The sequence below is a fragment of the Kitasatospora sp. NEAU-CNBT7 genome, assembly GCF_057220535.1.
Genome location: NZ_JBXQQB010000034.1, coordinates 1 through 25641, shown reverse-complemented (window position 1 = coordinate 25641; position 25641 = coordinate 1). Strand labels below are relative to the sequence as shown.

At 75.1% G+C, this 25641-nt stretch carries 14 protein-coding genes; 11 read left to right on the top strand and 3 right to left on the bottom strand.

Annotation, left to right across the window (positions count from 1 at the left end; all coding sequences use genetic code 11):
- Window positions 1-120: 120 nt before the first annotated feature.
- The 4 genes from AC2TEW_RS31720 to AC2TEW_RS31705 all read left to right on the top strand — a co-directional run bounded on the left by AC2TEW_RS31720 (window position 121) and on the right by AC2TEW_RS31705 (window position 11633).
- Window positions 121-2469, top strand: a complete 2349-nt coding sequence (locus AC2TEW_RS31720; RefSeq protein ID WP_484624413.1) for a WXG100-like domain-containing protein — start codon at window positions 121-123, stop codon at window positions 2467-2469.
- A 105-nt stretch (window positions 2470-2574) separates the two neighbouring features.
- Window positions 2575-3708 carry a hypothetical protein gene (locus tag AC2TEW_RS31715; RefSeq protein ID WP_484626777.1) on the top strand — a complete coding sequence of 378 codons (1134 nt, stop codon included), beginning with the start codon at window positions 2575-2577 and terminating at the stop codon, window positions 3706-3708.
- Window positions 3709-3712: 4 nt separating this feature from the next.
- Window positions 3713-11179 carry a WXG100-like domain-containing protein gene (locus AC2TEW_RS31710; protein WP_484624411.1) on the top strand — a complete coding sequence of 2489 codons (7467 nt, stop codon included), beginning with the start codon at window positions 3713-3715 and terminating at the stop codon, window positions 11177-11179.
- Between the two features lie 145 nt (window positions 11180-11324).
- Window positions 11325-11633 (top strand): putative quinol monooxygenase, encoded by a 309-nt coding sequence (locus AC2TEW_RS31705; RefSeq protein WP_484624410.1) that lies wholly within the window; start codon window positions 11325-11327, stop codon window positions 11631-11633.
- Between the two features lie 19 nt (window positions 11634-11652).
- Here AC2TEW_RS31705 and AC2TEW_RS31700 read toward each other — a convergent pair whose 3' ends face one another.
- The gene (locus AC2TEW_RS31700) at window positions 11653-12033 is read right to left on the bottom strand and encodes a VOC family protein (protein WP_484624409.1); all 381 of its coding nucleotides are present in this window, start codon (window positions 12031-12033) and stop codon (window positions 11653-11655) included.
- A gap of 107 nt (window positions 12034-12140) precedes the next feature.
- Between AC2TEW_RS31700 and AC2TEW_RS31695 the strand changes: the two genes are divergently transcribed.
- The 4 genes from AC2TEW_RS31695 (at window position 12141) to AC2TEW_RS31680 (ending at window position 19144) form a co-directional block, all read left to right on the top strand.
- Window positions 12141-14897, top strand: coding sequence for an alpha/beta fold hydrolase (locus AC2TEW_RS31695; RefSeq protein WP_484624408.1), 2757 nt, complete (start codon window positions 12141-12143; stop codon window positions 14895-14897).
- Window positions 14894-15781 (top strand): ABC transporter permease, encoded by an 888-nt coding sequence (locus tag AC2TEW_RS31690; protein WP_484624407.1) that lies wholly within the window; start codon window positions 14894-14896, stop codon window positions 15779-15781. The genes AC2TEW_RS31695 and AC2TEW_RS31690 overlap by 4 nt, the downstream gene beginning before the upstream one ends.
- Before the next feature lie 160 nt (window positions 15782-15941).
- A complete protein-coding gene (locus AC2TEW_RS31685) occupies window positions 15942-18632 on the top strand; it encodes an MXAN_6230/SCO0854 family RING domain-containing protein (RefSeq protein WP_484624406.1) in 2691 nt (896 codons plus the stop codon).
- Complete coding sequence (locus tag AC2TEW_RS31680) at window positions 18629-19144, top strand: GNAT family N-acetyltransferase (protein WP_484624405.1); 516 nt, start codon at window positions 18629-18631, stop codon at window positions 19142-19144. Before AC2TEW_RS31685 ends, AC2TEW_RS31680 begins: the two co-directional genes overlap by 4 nt.
- A gap of 86 nt (window positions 19145-19230) precedes the next feature.
- Here the strand turns inward: AC2TEW_RS31680 and AC2TEW_RS31675 are convergent, their stop codons facing one another.
- Window positions 19231-20889: an alkaline phosphatase D family protein gene (locus AC2TEW_RS31675; protein WP_484624404.1), complete on the bottom strand. Its 1659-nt coding sequence runs from the start codon at window positions 20887-20889 to the stop codon at window positions 19231-19233.
- A gap of 328 nt (window positions 20890-21217) precedes the next feature.
- On the opposite strand from AC2TEW_RS31675, the gene AC2TEW_RS31670 reads away from it, so the two are divergent.
- The 3 genes from AC2TEW_RS31670 (at window position 21218) to AC2TEW_RS31660 (ending at window position 24898) form a co-directional block, all read left to right on the top strand.
- Window positions 21218-23752, top strand: a complete 2535-nt coding sequence (locus tag AC2TEW_RS31670; RefSeq protein WP_484624403.1) for a collagenase — start codon at window positions 21218-21220, stop codon at window positions 23750-23752.
- 139 nt (window positions 23753-23891) lie between these two features.
- Complete coding sequence (locus AC2TEW_RS31665; RefSeq protein ID WP_484624402.1) at window positions 23892-24476, top strand: dienelactone hydrolase family protein; 585 nt, start codon at window positions 23892-23894, stop codon at window positions 24474-24476.
- A gap of 5 nt (window positions 24477-24481) precedes the next feature.
- A complete protein-coding gene (locus AC2TEW_RS31660; protein WP_484624401.1) occupies window positions 24482-24898 on the top strand; it encodes a DUF3052 domain-containing protein in 417 nt (138 codons plus the stop codon).
- Window positions 24899-24902: 4 nt separating this feature from the next.
- Here the strand turns inward: AC2TEW_RS31660 and AC2TEW_RS31655 are convergent, their stop codons facing one another.
- Window positions 24903-25604 (bottom strand): hypothetical protein, encoded by a 702-nt coding sequence (locus AC2TEW_RS31655; RefSeq protein ID WP_484624400.1) that lies wholly within the window; start codon window positions 25602-25604, stop codon window positions 24903-24905.
- Window positions 25605-25641: the final 37 nt, after the last annotated feature.

Below are 25641 nucleotides of genomic sequence, written 5' to 3'. Positions count from 1 at the left end.
TGGAATGCCGCCCGTCCGGCGGACGTTCCGTCAGCAACGACTCGAAACACCGTATTTCTCCCCCCGTCACACCGCCCGCCCCAGGCCAGCCGGCCAGCCAGCCGAAAAGAGCGACCCGTCATGATCGAGCTCCCGCCCGACCTCGCCGAGGTACTCAAGGTCGTCCAGAGCAACGAACACGGCTCCGGCATCCTCTTCCCCGACGCCGACGAGGAACTGCTGGCCGAGCTGGCCGACGCTTGGGACGCCTGGAACAAGGCCGCCGAGCCCGCCGTCCGCACCATCGTCGCCAGCGCGAACCGCGCGATGTCCAACATGTCCGGCGCCGCCGCCGACAGCTTCGAGCGCTACCTGCGCAAGTACGCGGGCAACGACCAGTCGCACGCGGCCACCACCCTGGACGCCGGCGCCGCCATGGCGCAGTCGCTGCGCGGCGCGCACGAGGCCGTCAGCCAGACCAAGACCGAGATGGTCCGGGAGCTCCAGTACGCCAAGGACTACATGGAGCAGAACCCGGCCGGCAAGCACGACGACATCGCGCAGTCCGAGGGCATCAAGACGGCGGCGGACACCTACAACACGTACGTGGGGCAGGTCGGTTCCAGCGTCGACACGATGCTGCGGCAGAGCGCCGGGCACGTCGAGCGGATGACCAGTGCCGGACAGGTCGCCACCCTCGGCGGCTCGGGCGGGTCCGGCGGCTCCGGCGCCACCCCGCGCACCCTGCCGGACGGCGTCCTCGACCCGACCACCCTCCAGCACCCGACCGGCCTCGACTCGATGACCCTGGCCGGCGGAGTCCCGTACGGCGGCGGCCCCGGTGCCGCGATGCCGGACGCACCCGGCGCGCTGGGCGGCCCCGGCGGCCCGGGATCCGGCTTCCCGGACGGCTCCGGCGGGACGGGGGGCTACGGCGGCGGGATGCCGGGCGGCCAGTTCGGCGGTGGCGGTGGCGGCGGCTCGGCGAGCCCGTACAAGCCGCAACTCGCCTCCCTGCAGCCGTTCCAGGCGCCCTCGCCGGTCGGCCGGACGATACCCGGTGCGGGCACCTTCGGCACCGGTGGCGGTGGCGGCGGCGGTGGTGGCGGGGGTGGGATGCCGGTGTTCAAGCCGAGCTCGCCCGGCCTCGGCCTGGCCGGGCTGACCGGCAGCACCGGGGGTGGAGGCGGTGGCAGCACGTACAACCCGCCGAAGCTGAACCCGTGGTCGGGCGGCCCCGGGGGCTCGCCCACCGCCCCGGCGTCGGTGGGTTCCACGTTCGGCGGCGGTTCCCCGTTCGGTGGCGGCTCGCCGTTCGGCGGCGGTTCCCCGTTCGGCGGCGGCTCGCCGCTCGGCGGGCGCGGGTCGCTCGGCGGCTCTCCCGGCGGCAGCCGGCCGACCAGCCCCTCCCGGTACACCCCCATCGGGGCGACCCCGGGCAAGATCGGCACCGTCGGCGGTAGCGGCGGCTCCGGCGGCAGCGGCGGTGCGCGCGGCTTCGGCGGGGGCGGCACCGCAGGCACCGCCGGACGCGGCCTCTCCGGCTCCGGCGGAAGCATCGGGCGCGGCGGCGGATCCGTCTCCGCCGCCGGCGGCCGGATCGTCCCCGGGAAGTCGGGCCTGTCGGTGGCCTCGGGCACCGGCGAGGGCGTGCGCTCCGGCTCCGGCTCCGGGCTCGGCGGCGCGGCCGGCGCGTCCGGCCGCGGCGGCACCGGCACCGGCGCGACCGGCACCGGCACGTCCCGCACCACCGGCCCCGGCGGCATGGGCGGCGCCCACGGCCCCGGCGGCATGCCCGGCGCCGGCGGCGGCAAGGGCGGCCGCAGCACCGGCAACCGGTTCGTCCGGCCGAGCCGCTTCGGCGAGAACGGACCGGAGGACGAGGAGGAGCTGGCGCTCTCCGACGCCGGCGTCGACGGACAGGCCGGCCACTTCGAGCACAACGACCGCCGCTGGCGGCGGATGCGCCGGCAGTGGCTCGACTCCGCCCGCACCGACGCGGCGGACGCACCCCCGCCCGCCGAGGAGGCCCAGACGGCCCCCAACGAGAACGCCCTGCTCAACCAGCTCGCCACCGCCCTGCTCGGCCCCGACGCCGCACCGGCCGACGGCGACGCCCCGACCGACCCGGCCGCGGCCGCCACCGACGGCGCCGCCGACCGGACGGCCGACCGCACGACCGAGGGCTCGGGCGACCGGGCCGCCGCCGGGTCGGCCGAGCGCACCGGCGAGCGGACCGGGTCCGGCGACGACGACGCCTACCTGGACCGGGCCCGCTCGGTCGCCGCCCGCCGCGGCCGCCCCGACGAGGCGGCGCCCGCGCCGGACGCCAGGCCGGCCGGGGAGGCCGCCCGGCCCGCCCCGCTCCGGGAGGAGGGCGGCTACCAGGTGCCCAGCCCGTTCCTGCGGGCCGCACTCGCCCGGTTGGCCACCGGCGGGGCCGAGGGCGGAAGCCCGGCGGCCGCGCCGAACGCGGCGGCCGGCCGGTGAGCCGGCCGCCCGTTCCCCTCCGCCCGTTCCCCACCACCCGACACCACCCGACACCGCCGTCCCGGTCACCCCGCCGGAACCCGAACCCCCTGAACTGGAAGCGCCATGGATGAGCAGGCACGCACGGAGCCGGTCCGGGCGACCATGCGCGACAGCGTCGAGGCCGTGACCGAACCCCGGCTGATGGCGACGGAGCAGGTCGAGCAGTTGCGTCCGATGGAGCGGGCCGAGCCGGTGGAGCAGTTGCGTCCGATGGAGCGGGCTGAGCCGGTGGAGCAGTTGCGTCCGATGGAGCGGGCCGAGCCGGTGGATCAGTTGCGTCCGATGGAGCGGGCCGAGCCCATGCAGCAGCTGCGTCCGATGGAACGTGGTGAGCCGATGCATCCGGTGGAGACGGCGCAGCTGCGCCCGATGGAGCGCGGTGAACCGATGCATCCGGCGGAGATGACACGGCTCGCGTCGCGGGACGCGCTGCAGCCGGAGCAGGCCCACTTGGCCGCGCGGGACGCTCTGCAGCCGGAGCAGGCTCACCTGGCCGCGCGGGACGCGTTGCAGCCGGAGCAGGCCCACCTGGCCTCGCAGGACGCGCTGCGCCCGACGGAGGCCTTCGAGCGCGGGACGCCGCTGACCGCGACGGAGGGCGTCCGGCGTGCCGAGTCCGGCCCGGGTCTCGCCGCCACGCGCGGCGCCGCGGCGACCGATCCGGACGGCGGGGAAGCGGCCAAGCGCCGCGCGCCGGCCGCCGAGCAGGCGCCGCAGGGTTCCGGCGGCTCCGGGGGTTCGGCCGGTACCGGCTTCCGGGTCGACCCCGCCCAGTACCAGGCCGCGGTCAGCCCGTTGCTCGCCGCCGCCGACCAACTCTCCCAGCTGGTCACCGGTCTGACCGCGTTCCTGGACCACACCCAGTCCACGGCCCCCTGGGGCAACGACGAGTCGGGGAAGAAGTTCGCCGAGGGGGAGAAGGGCTACCTGAAGTACAGCACCGAGACCCTCAAGGGCCTCAAGGGGATGCCCGGTGCGGTCAAGTACATCGCGGACGGCCTGAAGGCGATGGCCGACAACTACCGCTACGCCGAGGACGCCACCACCGACGTCTTCAAGAGCGACGGCGGCGGGGAGGTGGCAGCCGCGCCGCAGGTCGGTACGTACTCCGCGCCCGTCCACCCGACGATCCCCACCGGCGCCCTGGGCAGCATCGCCCACGGCCGCCCGAGCACGCACACCACCGGAAGGGCTTGATCACATGGCAGTCGAGCTGCCCGAGCCCCTGCAGTGGGTGCTCCTCCTCCTGGCCGGCACCCGCTGGCCGGAGGCCGACGAAGACATGCTCCGCGACATGGCGGAGCGCTGGCGCAGCGGCGCCGAGACCCTGGAGGACGCGGGCAAGTCCGCGGACTCGGCACTGAAGCGTGCACTGGAGGGCCAGGAGGGCGAGGCCGCGAAGGCGCTCGGCAAGCACTGGGACCAGTTCACCGTCGGCAAGGGCACGGAGTCCGACCCCGGGTACTTCCCCGGTCTGGTCCAGGCGTGCAACGGCATGGGCGACATGCTGGAGGCGATGGCGAATTCCGCCGAGACCGCGAAGATCCAGATCATCGCCCAGCTCGGCATCCTGGCCTTCGAGATCGCCACCGCCGAGGCGGAGGCGCCGTTCACGGCCGGTGTCTCGCTCGCCCAGATCCCGGTCGCGGTCGGCATCAGCCGGACCGTCGTCCAGCAGATCCTCAAGACGCTGCTCAAGGAAGCCCTGGAGTTCGCGGCCAAGCAGGCCGCGCAGATGGCCGCCATCAACGTGCTCGCCCAGGGCATCGAGGTGATGGAGGGTCACCGCAAGAGCATCGACATGAAGGAGGTCGGGCAGAACGCCCTCGGCGGCGCCGTCGCGGGCGCCAGCGGCCACCTGATCGGCAAGGGTCTCAGCGGGGCGGGCGGAAAGCTCGGCCTGGCCAATGCGATGCAGACCATCCCGGGCAAGATGGTGCACGGTGCGGCGGTCGGCGTCGGTGCGGACGTCTCCACCCAGCTGATCACCACCGGCCACGTCGAGGGCGGCAGCCTGCTCGGCTCGGGCCTCAGCGGCGGTGCGGCGGTCGGCCTGAAGGCCGGTGCGTCCAACATCAAGGGCAAGTTCAACGGCCCCGGCAACATCCCGACCCCGCACGCGGGCCCGCCGCCCAAGGGCGGTGCCCCGGAGGGCGGCGCGCCCATCGGTGGTGCGCACATCGGCGGTTCGGTCGGCGGTTCGTCCGTGGGCGGGCCTTCGGTGGGCGGCTCCTCGGCCGGTGGGTCGGCGGGTGGGTCGGCGGGCGGTTCGTCCGTGGGCGGCTCGTCGACGGGCGGCGGGAGCCACGGCGAGGGCACCCCGACGTTCTCCAAGCCCGACACCTCCGCGTCGGCGTACCACGGGCCGAGCTCCGGCCCGTCCACCCACGGCGGCCCGGAGACCGCTCCGAGTACGGCGAGCACGTCGGCCGGTACCGGTGGCGGCATCACCGCGGGTGCGGGCCACTCCACTGAGGGCGGCGGTGGCACGACCAGGAGCGGCGGCGGCAGCACCGGCGGCCTCGTGCCGTTCGGCTCGGACCGTCCGACCTCCTCCGGCAGCCATGTCACCTCGGAGGCTCCCGGCGGCGGCGCGCAGGTGCACGCCACGCCGGAGCATGCGACGCCCGCGGCCGACACCCCGGTTCCTGCCCAGCAGCACCAGTCCCCGGCGGCGGGTACCAGCCACCCCGCAGGTACGGAGACCACCTCCCACACCCCGCCGGCGGAGCACACGCCGACGGTCGAGCGTGGTGCCCCGGCGGAGGGTGGTGCTCGTGTCGAGCCCATGCCGTCGGCGGAGCACAACACCACGGCGGGGCACACGCCGTCGGTCGAGCACACGCCGACGGTCGAGCACAGCGCCCCGGTGGACCGCGGCGCCCCGGCGGAGGGTGGTGCTCGTGTCGAGCCCATGCCGTCGGCGGAGCACAACACCACGGCGGGGCACACCCCGTCGGTCGAGCACACGCCGACGGTCGAGCGTGGTGCCCCGGCGGAGGGTGGTGCTCGTGTCGAGCCCACCCCGACGGCGGAGCACAACACCACGACCGAGCACAGCGCCCCCCGGCCCGTCGAGCCGGAGCCGGTCGCGCAGCAGCACACGCAGGCCCCGTTCACCGAGGCCCGTCCGCCTGCCGCCGAGCCGACCGTGCAGCCGGTCGCCCCGGAGCACGTCGCCGGCGCGACCCCGCACGAGGGGTCCACGGTGCCTCCGGTGCATTCGGGCGGTTCGGAGCACGTGCCGAGTGCGGCCCCGCACGAGGCGCCGGTCTCGCAGGCCCCGCACGAGGCTCCCGCTGCGCAGGTGCACGAGCAGGCCCCGTCGGCCGTCCCGGCCGCGGGTCACGTGAGCGGGTCCGGCTCGTCCGGTCCGTCTGCCGCGTCGGTGCCGCACCAGTCGGCCGCCGGTGACGGCGGTTCCGTGCCCCGGGACTCCGACAACGGCCCCACCCGGGTGGAGACCGCCGGTCTCGGCGGGCTGTCCGTGCCGACCGTGCGCCCCACCAGCGGTGGCGGCGACCACACCTCGCGCACCACCGACCCGGCGGCGGTCCCGCCGCCGCCCCCGGCCGACGCCTCCACCGCCGCGACCGTGCCGCCGCAGGGCGTGCCGGGCGCGGGCGGGTTCCACGTGCCGACCCAGGCCGGCGGGGTGCCGGGCTCGATGCCGCACGGCTCCTCGGCGGCGCCGCCGCCGCAGGCCCCGCCCCGGACGACGCCCGGCACCGGCCAAGGCGGCCAGGGCGGCCAGCGCGGTCTCGGCCCGGTGCAGCCGTCGTCCACCGGCGGTCTGAACCGTCCGGCGGGCGCCCGCGGCGCCGACCGGATTCCCCCCGCTCCGACGCCCCCGGCCCCGGCCCGGCAGCCTGCGGCCGCCGGCGCCCACGGGGAGGTTCCGCCGCCGCCCCCGGCCGCGCCGAACCAGAGCCAGAACCACGCCTCCACCTCGACCGGCACCCCGGCGCCCGCGCCGGCGCACGGCGGGCTCGGCCCGGTCAACCCCGGGTCCTCCCTCGGCCCGGTCGCCGGTGGCGGCACCGGTCAGGCGCACGGCAACGGCCACAACCAGACCCCGGGCCAGAACCAGGGTCAGCACACCGCGCCGCGCCCGGACATCTTCGAGCAGCGCCGCCTGGAGCGGGAGGCCGAACTCGGCCGTCTGAACGCGGACAACGACGGGCAGGTCGGCCGGACGATCACCGGCCTCGGCCGGGAACAGCGGTTCCTGATGACCCAGCCGCCGAACGCCGACCGCCTGGTCGCCGACGTGCCGCGGATGAGCGAGCACGACCGGATGGAGGCCCTCGGGAACCTGCGGCCGGAGTACCGCCGCTGGCTGGCCTCCAACGAACCGCTGGTCGACAACCTGCGCAACACGCTGCCGCCGCAGGAGTTCGCGCGGACGGCGGCCCGCCTGATGGTGGACGTCGACCCGCGGGTCAGCGACCACGACGCGGCCCGCAAGGAGGCGGAGAACAACCTCTCCCGGATGCTCCAGGACCCGGAGGTGACCGCGAAGCTGCTCAAGGGGCGCGCGGGCATGTACGTGGTGCCCAAGGACGTCCCGATGACCGACGCCGCGCCGTACCGGAACCTGCGGGGCACCGAGGCCGCGGGCGACGCGGGTGGCGGTCGCAAGTGGGAGGACGTGCGTGGTTCGGGTGGCCGCCGGGCCGCCGCCACCGAGGAGAACCTGCTCGGGGAGCACACCACGGTCGGTGGCCTGTCGCACTACGACGACGGCTACTCCACCACGACCCACGAGTTCGCCCACACCATCCACCGGCAGGCGCTGGGCCCGTCGGACCGTCAGCTCATCACGGACTCCTACCAGGCCAAGATCGACGCCGACCACCTGGCGCGGACCTTCGGCGAGGAGAGCCCGGTCCAGTGGACCGACGGTGCCCGCCGGCCCGACGGGCCGAAGGGCGACAACTACGCCTCCCGCGACGAGCTGGAGTACTTCGCGCAGGTCACCAACGCCTACCTCGGTACCAACCACGGCAATGACCCGTACACCGGGGAGCCCCGGAACAACGGTGCCGACTGGGTGCGGGCCAACGAGCCCGACCTGCTGCCGCTGCTCGAGCGCCTCTACGGCCCGGACCCGGAGCCCATCCGGGCCAACCCGGTCAACGAGAACGACGGGCTGCGCGGGCTGCGCAACCTGTTCGGCGACGAGGACCCGGCCGGTCCGTCGCGGCCGCCGGCGCCGACCCGCCCCGCCCCGCCGATCCCGGTCCCGGACCCGGCGGCCACGGCCGCCGGCTCGGGCAGCACGGTGCACCCGACGGGCACCGGCACCGGCCCGGTGCACCCCACAGGTACGGGAACGGGCAGTGTCCACTCGCACGACTCGGACGCGGCGAGCATCAGCTCGCACGACTCCCAGGATTCGTCGGCCTCGCAGGGCTCGAACCGGCACCCGGACGACCCGTTCCGGGACCCGTCGGACCGCTCGGACGACGGTTCCGACACGGCGAGCATCAGCTCCCACGACTCGCACGATTCGCTGGACTCGCACGGCTCGCAGGGCTCCAACCGGCACCCGGACGACCCGTTCCGGGACCCGTCGGACCATTCGGACGACGGTTCCGACACGGCGAGCATCAGCTCCCACGACTCGCACGATTCGCTGGACTCGCACGGCTCGCAGGGCTCCAACCGGCACCCGGACGACCCGTTCGCCGATCCGGTGACCCCGCACACCCAGGCGCCCCCGCCGCCGCCCGCGCCGCCGGCCCCGCCGGTGCGCACGGCGCCCGAGGGGTCGCTGCACGCGGACGTCCCGCCGCCGCCCCCGATGCCGCCGTCCGACACCCACGGCAACGGGTCCGCCGACCAGACGCACCCGGCGGTGGACCACACCCAGGACCACCAGACGCACGACACCCACGACCCGCAGACCCACGACACCCACACCGACGGCACCCACGACAACGTCACGCCGCACGAGGACACCACCGGCTCCGGCTCCCGGGACCTCCCGTCGGAGCGCACGCCGCGGCCCGGCTGGGGCTCCGAGCGCAGGCTGCTGGACTCGCCCGAGGACCGGGCGGACCAGCTGCGCGAGCAGCTCGGCCTCGGTGAGGACCGGACGCACGAGGTGCAGGACCTGGTCCGCAACGCCCGCAACGGCAAGGTCGACGACCTCGCGCGCTGGGTGGACCAGCATGGGACGGGCGCGGTGCACGCGCTCGGCAAGGAGATCCCGGAGCACGCGCTGTGGGGTCTGGGACGCGAACGGCCCGAGCACGCGCAGGCGTTGCACGACGTCATCGCGGACCGGCGGGGCGGCAACCCGCCGTCGCGGGAGGAGATCCAGGCCCGCCAGGAGGTCTACGAGAAGCTCCAGCAGCACGAGTCGGTCACCGTCGTGGTCGAGTCGGGCCCCGGCTCCGGCCACCAGGCGGCGGCGATCACGCTGGTCCGCTCGCTGCGTGAGCTGGGCTACGGGGGCGAGATCCAGATGGTCGCGCCGCACAGCGTGCGGGAGCGGCTGGAGCGGATGCTCGACCGGGACGAGCTCCGGGTCAACGAGCCGGTGTACGTGGACAAGGAGCTCGACCACGAGACCGTGTACGAGCAGCCCGTGCGGCCGGACCTCGGTCGCGGGCCGACCTTCGTCGCGGCCAGCGACAGCCTGGAGGTCAACCGGGAGTCGGCCGGCGCGCTGCTGTCGTTCACGGGTGCCGACAAGGCGATGCTGCTCACGCCGTACGCCTGGGGCCACCCGCGGGCCGTCTACGAGCGGACGCCGGGGGAGGACGGCACGCCGCAGTACACCGCGCACCACATGGACGCGGGGGTCAGCCCGGACCACGGCCTGTACCAGTTCGACATCCGCACGCCCGAGAAGGTCGCCTTCCCCGACGACCCGAAGCTGCAGTCGATCGCCGACTCGGTGGCCAACGGCAAGGTCGACATGATGCCGGTCTACGGGCTGGCCCGGATGGAGGACCGGCTGCGCGCCAGCGGCCCGGAGTACCTGGCGTCCGCGATCCGGGAGTCCGGCGCGCACGAGGTCGGCGGGGTGAAGACGTACGGCAAGCCGGCCGTGATGGTGGAGGTCGGCGGGCGCGAGATCGGCTACGCGCCGAAGTTCGAGCCCAGTTGGCTGAAGCGGGCGAACCTCTCCGAGCTGGGGGCCGAGGACGTCTCCCGGATGATGTCCGAGCTCAAGGACGGCGAGGTGCTGCTCATCCGCAGCGACGGCACCTCGCAGTCGAACTTCGAGAAGCTGTTCCAGCTCGGTGACCTGCCGGCCATCCAGGAGGGCGCCAACACCACCAACGCCAGCCAGCTGACCGGGCGTCCGTACCTGTCGCCCAATGTCGGTACGACCCCCTACCCGCGGATCCACGAGCCCGCCGCGGCGGACCTGCTGGAGGCGCGGGTGGCCAACGCCCTCGGCCGGGACGGGGCGGGTTCGGTGCCGGACCTGTCGCACGCCCGGGACGCCTGGGACCGGGCCACCTGGCGCAACGAGTCGCCGTCGCACGAGGACTACCGCAACGCGGCCGACAGCCTGCGGGACGCCGCCGACGGCGTCGACCGGCTGGCGCAGGACCACCCGGACCCGCAGGTCGCCCGGACCCTGCGGGACGCCGCGGCGCAGGCCCGCGAGGACGCGTCGGTGCTGGAGCGCTCCGCGCAGGCGCTGGGCGTCAACGGTGACCTCACCAAGGCGACGGACGGCATGAACGCGGGCACCGAGTGGTCCGCGGCCGCCGAGCACTCCGAGCCGCACATGCAGCTCGGCAAGGTGAAGTGGGGCCGGGACATCGTCGAAGGCTGGGCCAAGGAGGCCAACCAGCACACGGGCGACGGGAAGTTCACCATGCCCGTCGACAAGCTGCAGGACTTCGGCAACGCGCTCACCCGTCACACCGACCGCAACCGGCCGCCGAACCCCGGCGAGACGCAGGCCGGGTTCGACCGGGTGTACGAGATCCTCAGCCGGGGCCTGGACCCGGCCGACGCGCAGGCACTGAAGCTCGCGATGGACAAGAAGACCTGGGAAGGGGAGATGATCCGCACCAATGTGACGCCGTCGACCAGCCTGGGCCGTCCCGACGTGGTCCGGCAGAACTTCGAGACGCTGTCGCAGGAGATCCGGGCGAACGAGCGGTTCTACTCCGACGAGGTCATCGACCAGCTGGGCCACCTCTCCAACGAGCCGAAGCCCGAGTCCGTGCAGGACATCGCCGAGGTGCTGCGCGGCTACCGCACACCGGACTCCCGGTTCCGGCAGTACACCTCGGAGGTCAACGGCCGGGCGCTGGACTGGCGGCAGGACCAGCTGCTGATGGGCCTGCTGCACATGGACAACCCGCACGTCCTGACCGACGAGAGCATCCACTCGCAGGCCCAGGAGCAGGTCAACTGGCGCCGGGAGGCGCCCGAGCGGGAGGCCAGGGCCGCACGGGCCGCCGAGGCGCAGCGGCAGCGGGAGGCGAGGGAGGCGCAGCGCCTGCTGGAGCAGCAGCAGCGGCAGGAGCAGTTCGAGGCGGCCCGCCGGGCCCGCGCCGAGGCGGCCGCGGCCGCGGCCGCCGCACCCCCGGTCCAGCCGCAGCCGCAGCCGCAGCCCGCGCAGACGAGCCACAGCTCGGACGAGGAGAGCGACGCGGACATGGCCAACTTCGACCCCGACGACCTCTGGTAGGTCCTCGGCCGGTCCGGCCGGCTCACCCGCCCGGCGCCGAAACGGCGCCGGGCGGCCCGCCGCGCTCCCCGACGGGCCGCCCCGGCCGACCTAGGATGCACTGGCGTCACCACTCAGGGTGACGGCATCCAGGCAGGGAGTGAGCATGAGCAGCGGTATGACCATCGGTCTGCTGGTCCGGATCGAAGCCAAGCCCGAGTACGCCGAGCAGGTCGGCACGATGCTGCGCGACGCCGTCGCGCTCGCCAACGAGGAGGAGCGGACCCTGGCGTGGTTCTCGTTCCGGGAGAGCGCCACCACCTTCGGTGTCTTCGACACCTTCGCCGACGAGCAGGGCCGCGCCGCCCACCTGCAGGGCCGGATCGCGGCCGCCCTGATGGAGGCGGCGCCCACCATGCTGGCCGTGGCCCCCGACATCCGGCAGATCGACCTGCTGGCGGCCAAGCTGCCGTGACCCGGGCCGCGAGGGTGCGTCAGGCCGTGGCGGCCCGCTCGGCGGCGCTGCGCTCGACGCAGAACTCGTTGCCCTCGGGGTCGGTGAGCACCGCCCAGCCGGAGCCGTCGGGGTTGCGCCGGTCGTCGGCCAGGGCGGCACCGAGGGCGAGCAGCCGGTCGACCTCCTCGTCGCGGGGCCGGTCCTGCGGCTGGAGGTCGAGGTGGAGCCGGTTCTTGACGGTCTTGCCCTCCGGTACGGCGATGAACAGCACCCGGCCGCCCGGGGACTCGACCAGCACCTCGGGGTCCTCGGGCCCGTCGTCCGGGTGGATCCGGGAGTCCAGGACGGCTGCCCAGAATCCGGCCAGCGCGTACGGATCGGCGCAGTCGACGGTCACCTGACGGATGAGAGAGGCCATGGTGGTCACTATGGCCGCTGCCGTCCGGCCGGTCCAGCGCCCGCGGCGGGTGCGCCGCCGGGGGGCTTATCACCGTCCTACCCGAGCGGTGCATAGGATCGGTCACCATGGGTCTCGGTGGGGTGTGGCGCAGGCGGCCGACGGGCCGGCGGTCGGTGGTGATCGGCCTGCTGCTGGCGCTGCTCGCCGTCCTCGGCGGGCTCGGCGCGGTGGCGGCCTCGGGCTCCGGACCGGCGGTGCGCCGGGAGGACCGGGTGCTGGACCTGCCCGAGACCCCGGGCGGCGCCGCGACCGTCCCGATCGACACCTCGTTCTTCACCACCGGCTCCGGGCCGCGCCCGGCGGTCCTGCTGGCGCACGGCTTCGGCGGCTCCAAGGAGGGCGAGCGGGCACGCGCCGAGCAGCTGGCCAGGTCCGGCTACGCGGTACTGACCTGGTCCGCCCGCGGTTTCGGCAAGTCCGGCGGGAAGATCGGCCTGGACGCGCCCGACCGCGAGGTGCAGGACGTCCGGCACCTGGTCGACTGGCTGGCCCAGCGCCCCGAGGTGCAGCTGGACGGCCCGGGTGACCCGCGGGTCGGCATCACCGGCGCCTCCTACGGCGGCGGGGTCGCGCTGCTCGGCGCCGCGTACGACTCCCGGATCGACTCGGTGGCCACCCAGATCACCTGGTGGAACCTGGCGGACGCGCTGTTCCCGCAGGGGGTGCAGGGCAGCGGCGCGGCCGACGGGGTGTTCAAGAAGCTGTGGGCCGGGATCTTCTTCACCACCGGCTCGGCGGCCGACCCCTCGGCCGGCCCCGGCGGGCGTCCCGGCGGCGGTGCCGCGCAGGGCCCGATCGGCTGCGGCCGGTTCCTGGACGAGCTGTGCGCGATGTACGACCGGGTGGCCACCGCCGGGCACGCCGACCCGGACGCGGTCGCGATGCTGGAGCGGTCCAGCCCGTCCTCGGTCGGCGACCGGATCAAGGTCCCCACCCTGGTGGTGCAGGGCCAGCAGGACTCGCTGTTCCCGCTCGACCAGGGGGACGAGATCGCCCGGGCGGTCGCCGCCAACGGCGCGCCGGTGGCCGTGGACTGGTTCGCCGGCGGCCACGACGGCGGCACCGAGGGCAGCGCCCGGGTCGACGACCGGGTCACCGCCTGGTTCGACCGCTACCTCAAGCAGCAGAGCGGCACCGACACGGGACCCGCGTTCCGGGTCACCCGGACCGGCGGCGTCGACTCCACCGGGTTCCAGGCCGTGCTGCGCGGCGCCGACGCCGCCGCCTACCCCGGACTCGGCGGCACCGGCTCCCGTACCGTCCCGCTCGGCGGCGCCCCGCAGGAGATCGCCAACCCGCCGGGCGGCACCCCGCCCGACATCTCCACCGTGCCCGGCATCGGTGCCCTCGCCCAGGCGTCCGCGCTCGGCGCCGGCCTCGCGCTGGACTTCCCCGGCCAGTACGCCTCGTTCGACTCCGCACCGCTCGACGCGGGCCTGCACCTCACCGGCGCACCCACCACCAGGATCACCGTCCGGGCCGACCGCCCCGACGCGGTGCTCTTCGCCAAGCTGTACGACGTCGGACCGGACGGCAAGCAGGCGCTGCCCCAGCAGCTGGTCGCGCCGCTGCGGGTGACCGGCGCCGACGCGCCCGGCGGGCGGAGCGTCGACATCACGCTGCCCGCGGTCGACCACACCTTCGAGGCCGGCCACCGGCTGCGCCTGGTGCTGGCCGCCACCGACCTGGCGTACGCCTCGCCCGCGCAGAGCGCCACCTACCGGATCTCCGCGGACGGGCCGCTCACCGTACCGACCGTGGCGGCGCTGCACACCGAGGCCGCCCCGCTGCCCGCCCGGACCTGGCTGCTGCCGCTGGCCGCGCTCGGCGCGGCCGCCGTCCTGCTGCTGCCCCGGCGGCGCCTGCGGCACCGGGCGCCCGATCCGGCACTGGCCGGTGTCCCGCTGCAGATCACCGGTCTGAGCAAGCGCTACCGCGGCGCCGCCGACCGGTACGCCGTCCGCGACCTGGGCTTCCGGGTCGAGCAGGGCCAGGTGCTCGGCCTGCTCGGGCCCAACGGCGCGGGCAAGACCACCACGCTGCGGATGCTGATGGGGCTGATCCGCCCCGACGCCGGCGAGATCCGGATCTTCGGGCACGCGATCCGGGCCGGCTCCCCGGTGCTGTCGCGGGTCGGCTCCTTCGTCGAGGGCGCGGGCTTCCTCCCGCACCTCACCGGGCGGGCCAACCTGCGGCTGTACTGGCAGGCCACCGGCCGCCCGGCCGAGGACGCCCACCTGGACGAGGCGCTGGCCATCGCCGACCTCGGCGAGGCGCTCGACCGGGCGGTGCGCACCTACTCCCAGGGCATGCGCCAGCGCCTGGCCATCGCCCAGGCCATGCTCGGCCTGCCCGACCTGCTGATCCTGGACGAGCCGACCAACGGCCTCGACCCGCCGCAGATCCGCGAGATGCGCGAGGTGATGATCCGGTACGCCGCGGCCGGGCGGACCGTCATCGTCTCCAGCCACCTGCTCTCCGAGATCGAGCAGAGCTGCACCCACCTGGTGGTGATGGACCGCGGCCGGCTGGTCGTCGCGGGCGAGGTCGCGGACATCGTCGGCGCCGGCGAGGTGCTGCTGGTCGCCACCCCCGCCGGGTTCGGCGGCGACCGGCGGGCGGTGGCCGCCGACAAGGTGGCCGCGCTGGCCGGGGTCGCCTCCGCCGAGGCGGTCGACGGCGGGCTGCTGGTGCGCCTCGACGGCCTGACCGCCGGTGAGCTGCTGGTCGAACTGGTCCGGCTGGACGTCCCGGTCGAGCGGTTCGGGCCGCACCGCAGACTCGAGGACGCGTTCCTGTCACTGATCGGAGGAACGGCATGACCGCCCCCGCCCCCGCCCCCGCCCCCGCGCCCGCACCCGCCGACACCGCCGCGGCCCCGGGCTACCGGCCCGGCCGGACCCTGCCGCTGCGGGTCGAGGCGGTCCGCCAGCTGCGCCGCCGCCGGACCATGGTGATCGGCGGGGTACTGGCCGCGATGCCGTTCATCGTGCTGGCCGCCTTCCAGATCGGCGGCACCCCCGACCGCCCGGACCGCACCACCTTCATCGAGCTGGCCACCGCCTCCGGGCCCAACTTCGCCGCCACCATGCTCTTCATGGGCACCGGCTTCCTGCTGGTCATCCCGATGGCGCTGTTCTGCGGCGACACCGTCGCCTCCGAGGCCAGCTGGTCCTCGCTGCGCTACCTGCTGGCCGCGCCGGTGCCCCGGGCCCGGCTGCTGGCCCGCAAGTTCACCGTCGGGCTGGCCTTCTCGGCGGCCGCGATCGTGCTGCTTCCGCTGGTCGGGCTGGGCGTCGGCACCGCCGCGTACGGCTGGGGCGACCTGAGGCTGCCCACCGGCGCCAGCCTGCCCGCGTCGGTGGCGCTGCCGCGGCTCGCCCTCGCGGTGGCCTTCGTGGTGGTCGCCGAACTGGTCGTCGGCGCCCTGGCGTTCTGGCTCTCCACCGCCACCGACGCCCCGCTCGGCGCGGTCGGCGGCGCCGTGTTCCTGACCATCGTCACCGGGGTGCTCGACGCCATCACCGCCCTCGGCGGCCTGCGCGAATGGCTGCCCGCGCACTGGAACTACGCCTGGGCGGACGCCCTGCAGCCGCAGCTGGAGTGGGGCGGGATGCTCCAGGGCGCCTCGCTCTCGGTCAGCTACTCGCTGGTCCTGCTGGCGCTGGCGTTCCGCGGCTTCGCCCGCAAGGACGTGGTGTCCTGACCGGGTCCGCAAAGCCGTTCTACCCGCGGCGGCCGGTGGGCTAGGGTGACGACTGCGCGGGGCGGCTCCGCGGCGTGCTTCCTTCTTTCAACTCACTGTAAATGAACCGAGTGCGCCCACTCTCCGCCCCGCGCCTCTCACCCCAGGGGGCCCCACCAGCATGACCAGCGCCACCCAGGCCGTCGCCGACCCGGACCTCGACACCTTCCTGCTCCGCCGTCGAAGCGCCGTCCACGTCCCGCCGGCCCTGCTCGGCGCCGCCGCCGACAGCTGGACCGCCGCCGGCCTCACCGCCCTCGACGGCGACCTGCTCCAGCGCGGACACGTGCTCGGCGCGTCGCTGCGCGCCACCCTGGCCCGCCTGCACCCGACCGACCTGGCGCTGCTCGGCTCCACCCTGCTGGCCCGGCTGGACGCGCTGTACGGCGCCGACCGCCGGCACCGCCCGCTGTTCCGCGGCTTCCCCGACAGCGTGCCCGACGACGCGCAGTCCTACTTCTCCGAGCAGATGCGGCAGTTCCTGCTGAGCCAGCCGCACCAGCCGTGCGTGCGGTGCGGCCGAACCGGCGCCGAGGCGGGCATCGGCGCCCTCGCGCCCTGCGCCCACCTGGTCTGCGCCGACTGCCTGGACCCGGCGGGCCCCGCGGACGGCGCTGCGCTGTCCGCCTGCCCGGTCTGCGGCACCGAACTGGCCGCCGAGCGCCGCCTGGGCCCCGGCCGGGCGCCGTACTCGCACCGCGTGGTGGTGCCCGAGGCGCAGCGGCGCAGCCTGGTCCCGCTGAACCTGGCCGAGGGCGCCGACCCCGCCGCCGCGGCCCTGGCCGAACTCGACCTGCTGCTCGCCCGCCGCACCCCGCTGCCGCCGCAGGACCGCGAGGACCTCGCCGTGCTGCTCGCCCACGCCCCCGCCGACCTCGCCGACCGGCTGCCCGGAGCGATCCCCGTCCGCGAGACCAGGGCCACCGTCCTCGCGGCGCTGGTGCGCCGCGCGCCCGAGGGCGCCGAGGCGCTGCTGCGCGCCCACGTCGACACCGCCACCGACGTGCTGCGCATCCTGTGGGCGCTGTCCGGCGCCGAGCCCGACCTGCTGCCCGCCAACGCCCCCAGGCTGCGCAACCTGCCGCGCCCGCTGCGCCGTTCGCTGCTCGCCGTGCTGGACGCGCTGCCGCTCGCCGCGCTCGCCGAGGACCTGCGGCGGCACCGGCAGGCCTGGCTGCGGGCCGGCGAGCTGCTCCACCCGTCCGAGCACCGCCGCCGCTTCCCGGCCGTGGCCGCCGCGTTCGCGCTGCTGCGGCAGACCGACCTGGAGGCGCACCCGGCCGCCGCCGGGCTCCTCGACGCGCCCGCGCCGCTGCGGGTGGACCGGCGCGAGCGCGGCACCCGGCTCGGCTTCACCGGCTTCGGCGGACAGGTCGAGGCCGGGCTCGCGGACGGGGACCTGGCCGGGGCCACCGCGCTGCTGGCCGCCCGGCCGGGGGAGCTGGTCCGCCGGCTCCACCACCTGCTGCGGGTGCACGCCACCGCCGCGCCCGGCAGCCCGCTGCCCGAGGCGTTCCTGCGGACGGCCGCGGAGGCGCTGCGCGCGGTCGGACCGGGTCCGCTGCTCGGCGCGTACGGGCGGCTGCGCGGCCCGCGCACCCCGGGCGAGCGGCGGCTGTACTTCCCGCGGGGCTCGGTCGCGCTGGCCCACGCCCGGGAGGACCACGGCACGGTGGTGCCCGTGGCGCTGAGCGGCCCGGTGTGCGAGCTGATCGAGGCAGAACTGCTGCGCCGGGCCCAGGCGTCGCCGTCCGGCCGGGGCACCGGGACGGCGCTGCTGGACGAAGGACTGGCCGACCTGGTGGCGCCGTTCGCCGAACGGGCGGCCGCCAAGACGCTGGTCCCGGTGCCGCGCGGCAGTGTGCAGCCGCTGCCGGACGGCGGCCGGCTGCGGCTGTTCCTGCACTGGATGCAGCCCGAGGGCGTGCGGGTCGACCTGGACCTGTCGATCGCCCTCTACAGCGCCGACTGGCAGTTCGCCGGGCTGTGCGACTACACCTCACTGGTGTACGGGCAGCGGGCCGCGGTGCACTCCGGCGACCTGGTCGACGCGCCGCCGCCGCACGGCGCCACCGAGTTCGCCGACCTGGACCTGGAGCTGCTGGCCGGCCACGGCGCGCGCTACGCGGTGGTGCTCGTGCTCGCGTACAACGACATCGCCTTCGACGAACTCACCGACGCCTTCACCGGGTTCATGGACCTCGCCGAACTCGGCCCGGCCGGCGGCTTCGACCCCCGGGCGGTGCGCCAGCGGATGGACCTGGCCGGGGACGCCCGGGTGTGCGTGCCGATGATCGTCGACCTGGCGGAGCGCCGGTACACCTGGACCGACCTCAACACCTCCGCCGCGGGCGGCTTCCACAACATCGCCCGGCATGGCGCGCAGGTCGGGCAGCTGTGCGCCGACCTGCTGGCCCACTTCGCGCCGGGCGCCCGGGCCACCCTGTGGGACCTGGCCTGCGCCTGCGCCGCCGCCGACGCGCGGGAGGTGCTGGTCCGGGCCCGGGACGGCAGGACCGTCCGGACCTGGCGGCGGGCGGACGACGAGCCGGCCGGGCGGTTCGCCGCCCGGCTGCGCACCCTGAGCGGCCCGGACGCCGAGGAGCGGCTGGGCGGCGAGGCGCTGGCCGCCCGGCTGGCCGGGACCGACGGCCCGCTCTGCCTGGTCGACGGCGATCTGCCGGTGCCGCCCGGCCGGTCCGGGACGCTCTACCGGCTCCGCCCCGGCCCGGTCGACGCCGCGCCGGACACGCTGCGCCGGCTCGGTGCGGGCGACCTGGTCGCCCGCTTCGCCCCGGAGCAGTCCCGGTGACCGCGCCGCAGAGCGGCCCGGCGGCCGGCCCGGCGGACGTGGGCGCGGCGGGTCCGCGGGTCCGGGCGGCGGTGCGGGCCGATCTGCCGCAGGTGGCTGTGCTGGCCGCCGAGCACGCGGCGTACGAGCGGGCGGCGCCGCCCGCCGAGGGGCTGGCGGAGCTGCTGGCGGCCGAGCTGTTCGAACGGGCCGGGCCGCGGCTGAGCTGCCTGGTGGCCGAGCTGCCGGGGGGTGTGCTGGCCGGATATGCCACCTGCACCGAGGAGTTCAGCACCTGGCAGGGGCGGCCCTACCTGCACCTGGACTGCCTCTACCTGCGCGACGAGCACCGCGGCCTCGGCCTCGGCGGCCTGGTGATCGGCGCGGTGGTGGCCGAGGCCGCGGCCCGCGGGCTGGCCGAGGTGCAGTGGAACACGCCGGTCTGGAACGAGGGCGCGATCCGCTTCTACGACCGGCTCGGCGCCACCCGCACGGAGAAGCAGCGCTACCGCCTGGCCGTTCCGCCGGGCTGAGCCGGGACCGCCATCCGCCATCCGGCATCCGGCTTCCGGCCGCGCCGCCGCCCGGTGGCCCGGGTGGCGGCGCGGCCGGCGGGATGTCACTTCACGGGCGCGTAGACCCGCTCGACCTGCTGGGTGCCGGAGCGGGTCCGGTACGAGCGGGTCCACTTGGAGGTGGCGTCCTGCCGGGTCCGGTCGGACAGCACGTAGTAGTCCATCTGCGCGGCCTGCGGGGTGATGTCCAGGACGCCGTAGCCGTGCGAGTCCAGGTCGATCCACTTGACGTGGCGGTTGGCGGCCTCCAGGGCGGCGACGGCCAGCAGCGAGATGGTCTGGGGGGCGACCTTGAGGACGTCGTCGATGTTGTCCGAGGTCACCGAGGTGACCACGAACTCGGTGGCGACGCTGCCCGAGGCCGGGTAGGTGGCGGCCTCGTACGGGACGTCGGCGGCCCAGGCGGAGTGGATGTCACCGGTCAGGAAGACGGTGTTGCCGATGCCGTTCTGCTTGAGGTGGCCGAGCAGTTCGCGCCGGTCGTGGGTGTAGCCGTCCCACTGGTCGGTGTTGACCGCGATGCCCTCGCCGGGCAGGCCGAGCAGCTTGGCCAGCGGGCGCAGCAGGTAGCCGGGCAGCGAGAGGAAGGCGACCGGGGAGATCATCACCTCGTTGCCGATCAGCCGCCAGGTGGTGTCGGAGGCGGACAGGCCGGCCTTCAGCCAGTCCAGCTGCGCGCGGCCGGTGATGGTGCGGTCGGCGGAGTCGACGTCGCCGTTGCCGGCCTTGACCTGCTCGGAGCGGAACGAGCGCAGGTCCAGCAGGTGCAGGTCGGCGAGCTTGCCGTAGCGCAGCCGGCGGTAGGTGGTGCCGGCGACGGACGGGCGGACCGGCATCCACTCGAAGTAGGCCTGCTTGGCGGCGGCGACCCGGTCGGCCCAGTTGCCCTCGGTGCCGGGGGTGTGGTTCTCGGCGCCGCCGGAGTAGGCGTCGTTGGCGAACTCGTGGTCGTCCCAGATCGCCACGGTCGGGACGGTGGCGTGCAGCGCCTGAAGGTCCGGGTCGGTCTTGTAACGGCCGTGCCGGGTGCGGTAGTCGGCGAGGGTGGTGATCTCGTGGGCGGGCTCGTGCGGGCGGACCACGGTGCCGCGGGCGCAGTACTCGCCGGACTTGTACTCGTAGATGTAGTCGCCGAGGAACAGGAAGGCGTCGAGGTCGCCGCGGGCCGCGAGGTGGCGGTAGGCGGAGAAGTAGCCGGCTTCCCAGTTGGCGCAGGAGGCGACGCCCAGGCGCAGGTGGCTCAGTGCGGCGTCGGTGGCCGGGGTGGTGCGGGTGCGGGCGGCGGGGGAGGTGACGCCGCCGGCGGTGAAGCGGTACCAGTAGCCGGTGTCGGGGGTCAGGCCGCGGACGTCGGCCTTGACGGTGTGGTCGGACGCGGCGGAGGCGGTGACGGTGCCGCTCGCGACGACGGCGGTGAACGCCTTGTCGGTGGCCAGCTGCCAGACCACCGCGATGTCCTGGCCTCTGCCGGAGCCGGGTACGGCGTCCGGGGACGGGGTGACGCGGGTCCACAGCAGGATGCCGTCCGGCAGCGGGTCGCCGGAGGCGACGCCGTGCAGGAACTGGGGCGTGGGCGCGGCGGAGGCGGTGGCCCCGCCGAGGCCCAGCGGTACGGCGACGGCGCCCGCGGTCAGCGCGGCGGCCTTGAGGACCCGGCGGCGGCGCGGCCGGGCAGCGGAGAGGGTGTCAGGGGTCTCGGTCACGTCGCCGTAGGCTACTAGCCGGTAACGGGCTCTCCAACCCCTGCGACTGACTGTTCGTCGACTCTTCACCCGGCGGTCCGGCGGCCCCCGTCCCGGGCGGGCCGCCCCAACCGGCCCGCCCGGGGTGCAAGTTGACGGCTCCCCGGGTCTTCCCAACGCCATGTGATACATGCAATTGTACATGTCACACCCTCTGTCGGCCCGGGCAGCAAGGTCCCCACCGCGCCGCCCGGCCGAGGTTCCCCCGGCCGCACCCCCACCCCGGCCACCCCCACATCCCCATGGCCGCGCCCGCGCGCGGCCGTCCACCCGGCCCGGAGGCCCCCACGTGAGTTCCTTCCGGACATCGGCCGCACCACACCTCGCCCGGCTGCTGCTCACCGCAGCCCTGGCCCTGTGTCTGGCGTTCGGCCTGTTCTCCCCCCGTAGCCAGGCCGCCGTTCCCGCCGCACCCGCCGCACCGGCCCCCGCGACCCCGGCGGGAGCGCCGCCGCGTCCCGCCACCGGCACCCCCGCCGCCGAGGACCAGCACCTCGGCGCCACCGTCGCGCCCGCCGACCGCGCCCCCCGCAGCGCCGACCCGGCCACCGCCCGCACCGACTACGCCGAGCCCGCCAAGCCCGCCGCGCCCCGCGCCCTCGACGCCGCCTGCAACGTCTCCGACTTCGCCACCAAGTCCGGCGCAGCCCTGGTCCAGCAGGTCAAGTCGGTCCCCACCGACTGCGTCAACACCCTGTTCACGCTCACCGGCGCGGACGCGGGCGCGGTCTTCCGCGAGGCCCAGATGGTCACCGTCGCCGACGCGCTGCGCGACGTCTCCGCCGCCTACCCCGGCGACAACAGCACCTCCGCCGGCCAGCTGGTGCTCTTCCTGCGCGCCGGCTACTTCGTGCAGTGGTACCACCCCGCCGACGTCGGCAGCTACGGCACCGCCCTGAAGACCGCCATCCGCGGCGCCCTGGACACCTTCTACGCCGCCCCGCACTCCGGCGACGTCACCGACGCCAACGGCCAGATCCTGTACGAGGCCGTCACCCTGATCGACAGCGCCGCCGAGAACGCCCGCTACCTGTACGTCGTCAAGCGGCTGCTGAACGGCTACAACAGCTCCTACGACGGCCTGTGGTCGATGCTCTACGCCGTCAACAACACCTACACCGTGCTGTGGCGCGGCCACCAGAACGCGGACTACCAGGCCGCCGTCCAGGCCGACCCCAGCATCACCGACACCCTGACCGACTTCGCGGTCCGCAACTTCGGCCTGCTCGGCGGCGACCGCGGCTACCTCGCCGCCAACGCCGGCCTGGAACTCGGCCGCTTCCTGCGCTACCAGCCGCTGCTCACCAAGGTCCGCCCGCAGGTCAAGGGACTGCTCGACCGCAGCGCGATCACCGGCCCCAGCTCCGCCCTGTGGGTCAACCTCGCGGTCGCCACCGACACCTACGACCAGGCCGACTGCGCCTACTACGGCACCTGCGACCTCGCCGCCCGGCTGCGCGCCGCCGTCCTGACCGTCAACTACCCCTGCAGCCCCAGCATCCGGATCGTCGCCCAGCAGGCCGCCACCGCCGACCTGGCCGCCACCTGCACCAGCCTGGTCAACCAGGACGCCTACTTCCACAGCGTCCTCAAGGACAGCGGCCCGGTCGCCGGCGACAACAACACCACCATCGAGGTGGTGGTCTTCCACTCCAGCAGCGACTACCAGACCTACGCCGGACCGATCTTCGGGATCTCCACCGACAACGGCGGCATGTACCTGGAGGGCGACCCGGCCGCGGCCGGCAACCAGCCCCGGTTCATCGCCTACGAGGCCGAGTGGCTGCGGCCCGCCTTCCAGGTGTGGAACCTCAACCACGAGTACACCCACTACCTCGACGGCCGCTACGACATGTACGGCAACTTCGACGCCGGCACCACCACCCCCACCGTCTGGTGGAGCGAGGGCCTGGCCGAGTACATCTCGTACTCCTACCGGGGGGCCCGCTACGACGACGCGATCACCCAGGCCGGCCTGCACACCTACAGCCTGCGCACGCTCTTCGACACCACCTACGACAACGCCGACCAGACCCGGATCTACAACTGGGGCTACCTGGCGGTCCGCTACATGGTCGAGAAGCACCGGCCGGACCTGGACGCGGTGCTCGCCAAGTACCGCACCGGTGACTTCACCGGCGCCCGCACCTACCTCACCACCACCGTCGGCACCCGCTACGACGCGGACTTCGCCGCCTGGCTGACCGCCTGCAACACCGGCGCCTGCGAGCCCGGCGGCCAGACGAACAAGCCGCCGGTGGCCGCCTTCACGGCCGCGGTCAGCGACCTGTCCGTCGCCTTCACCGACACCTCCACCGACCCGGACGGCACCATCGCCGCCCGCAGCTGGAACTTCGGAGACGGCACCACCTCCACCGCCGCCAACCCCACCAAGTCCTACGCCACGGCGGGGAGTTACACGGTGACCCTGACCGTGACCGACGACCGGGGCGCCACCGCCACCCTCAGCCGCACGCTCACCGTCAGCGGCCTGCCGCTGTGCGGCGCGGCCGACGTCCGGCAGTACGACCGCAACTGCCGCCGCACCGGCGTCGCCGCCACCACCGGCAACGTCAGCTACATGTTCGCCTACCTGCCGGCCGGGGTGAAGCAGCTCAGGCTCACCAGCAGCGGCGGCACCGGCAACGCCGACCTCTACTGGAACGGCCGCAGCTGGGCCACCAGCACCGCGTACACCGCCAAGTCCGTGCACGCCGGCAACGCCGAGACCCTGACCGTCGCCAACCCGCCGTCGGGCTGGGTGTACTTCAGCCTCTACGCCAAGCAGGGCTTCAGCGGGGTGACGATGAAGGTCGAGTACTGACGCGGCCGCCCACCGAAGGCGCCGCCCTCCCACCCGCACCCGGGTGGGAGGGCGGACCGGTGGGACCGCCCCGGGCCGGCCGATGGGGGATCATGGAGGGCACGACCCCCGCCCCGCCCGCCGTCAAGGAGCCGACCCCGTGGCCACCATCCTCCTGCTGCACTCCGTCCACGGACTGCGCCCCGCCGTGCACACCGCCGCCGAGCGGCTGCGCGCGGCCGGGCACGAGGTGCACACACCCGACCTGTTCGACGGGAAGACCTTCGAGGACGTCGAGGCGGGCACGGCCCACAAGGAGGAGCTCGGCAGCGACGAGCTGCTGCGCCGGGCGGTGACCGCCGCCGCCCCGCTGATCAGGGCGGGGGAGCCGGGCCTGGTGTACGCGGGGTTCTCGCTCGGCGGGTCGCTGGCACAGAACCTGGCCCTGGCCGACGAGCGGGCCCGCGCACTGCTGCTCCTGCACGGCACCTCGGACCTGCGGGAGGACGCGGCGACCGAGATCCCGGTGCAGCTGCACGTCGCGGAGCCCGACCCGTTCGAGACCGAGGACTGGCTCAACACCTGGTACCTGCTGATGACCCGGGCCGGTGCCGACGTGGAGGTCCACCGCTACCGGGGCGCCGGGCACCTGTACACCGACCCGGGGCTGGCCGACTACGACGCCGAGGCCGCGGAGCGGACCTGGCAGGTGGCCGAGGCCTTCCTCGCCGAGCTGGACGGCTGACAGCGGTGGCCGCGGCCGGGTACGCGGGGACGCCGTTGGCCCGCAAGCTCGGCATCGGGCCGGACGCGGTGCTGGTGCTCGCGGGCGCACCGGACGGCTTCCTGATCCCCGGGCTGCCGCCGGGGGTGCGGACCCGGCCCGCGCCGGACCCCGCCGCGCCGTTCGACGTGGCGCTCTGGTTCCCCGCCGACCGGGCCGGGCTGACCGGCCGGCTGGCGGAGTTCCGGGCCGCCATGCGGCCCGCCGCCGGGCTGTGGGTGGCCTGGCCGAAGAAGGCCTCCCGGGTGGCGACCGACCTGACCGAGGACGTGCTGCGCGAGGTGGCGCTGCCGACCGGGCTGGTCGACAACAAGGTGTGCGCCGTGGACGCGACCTACTCCGGTCTGCGGCTGGTGATCCGTTGCGAGCTGCGCGGCCGCTGACCCGCTAGTGAACGCCCGGCGGTGCGGTGGGCGGCGCCGGGGGAGCGGCGGGCGGCGCCGGAGCGGCGGGCGGGGCGTCGGCGGGCGCGGGCGGCTGCCCGGGGTACGGGAGGTACCCCTGCGGCGCCTGGGGTGCCTGCGGATGCTGGTACGGCTGGGGCACCTGGTACGGCTGGGCGCCGGGGTACGGTGCGACAGGCACCGGCGGCAGGCCGGGCGGGCGCCGCTGGGTGACGCCCACCAGCACCGCCACCGCCAGGGCCAGCAGGAGGGAGGCCACCACGGTGAGGTTGAGCACCAGGTGGCTGACCGGCTCGGCGAAGCCGTCGCCGCCCTGGTTGATCAGCTGCGCCCCGGCCGCGTAGGCGTTGACGCCGAGCAGCGCGACCGCGGCCGGCCTGGTCCAGCGGCCGCCGCTGAACGCGCCGACGGCCAGCACCAGCAGGGCCACGCAGAGCGCCGTGTCGTAGCCGAAGAAGCCCACCGGGGCCTGCACGTAGGCGTCGAAGGAGAAGCCCAGCGCCGTCCCCAGGTAGTCGGGCCCGGCCTGGGTGAAGTCCCAGACCAGCACACCGATCTCGATGGCCAGCTGGACCAGCAGCAGCAGTGCCAGTGCGATCAGGCTGCCGTCCCGGCCGCCCGGCGGCTGCGGCCGTGGGGCACCGTACGGCGGGCCTGCGGGCGGGTACGGCGTGGCGTAGGACATGCGGCCCCCCTGTGAGTCGTCGGCGCCGACAGTAGCG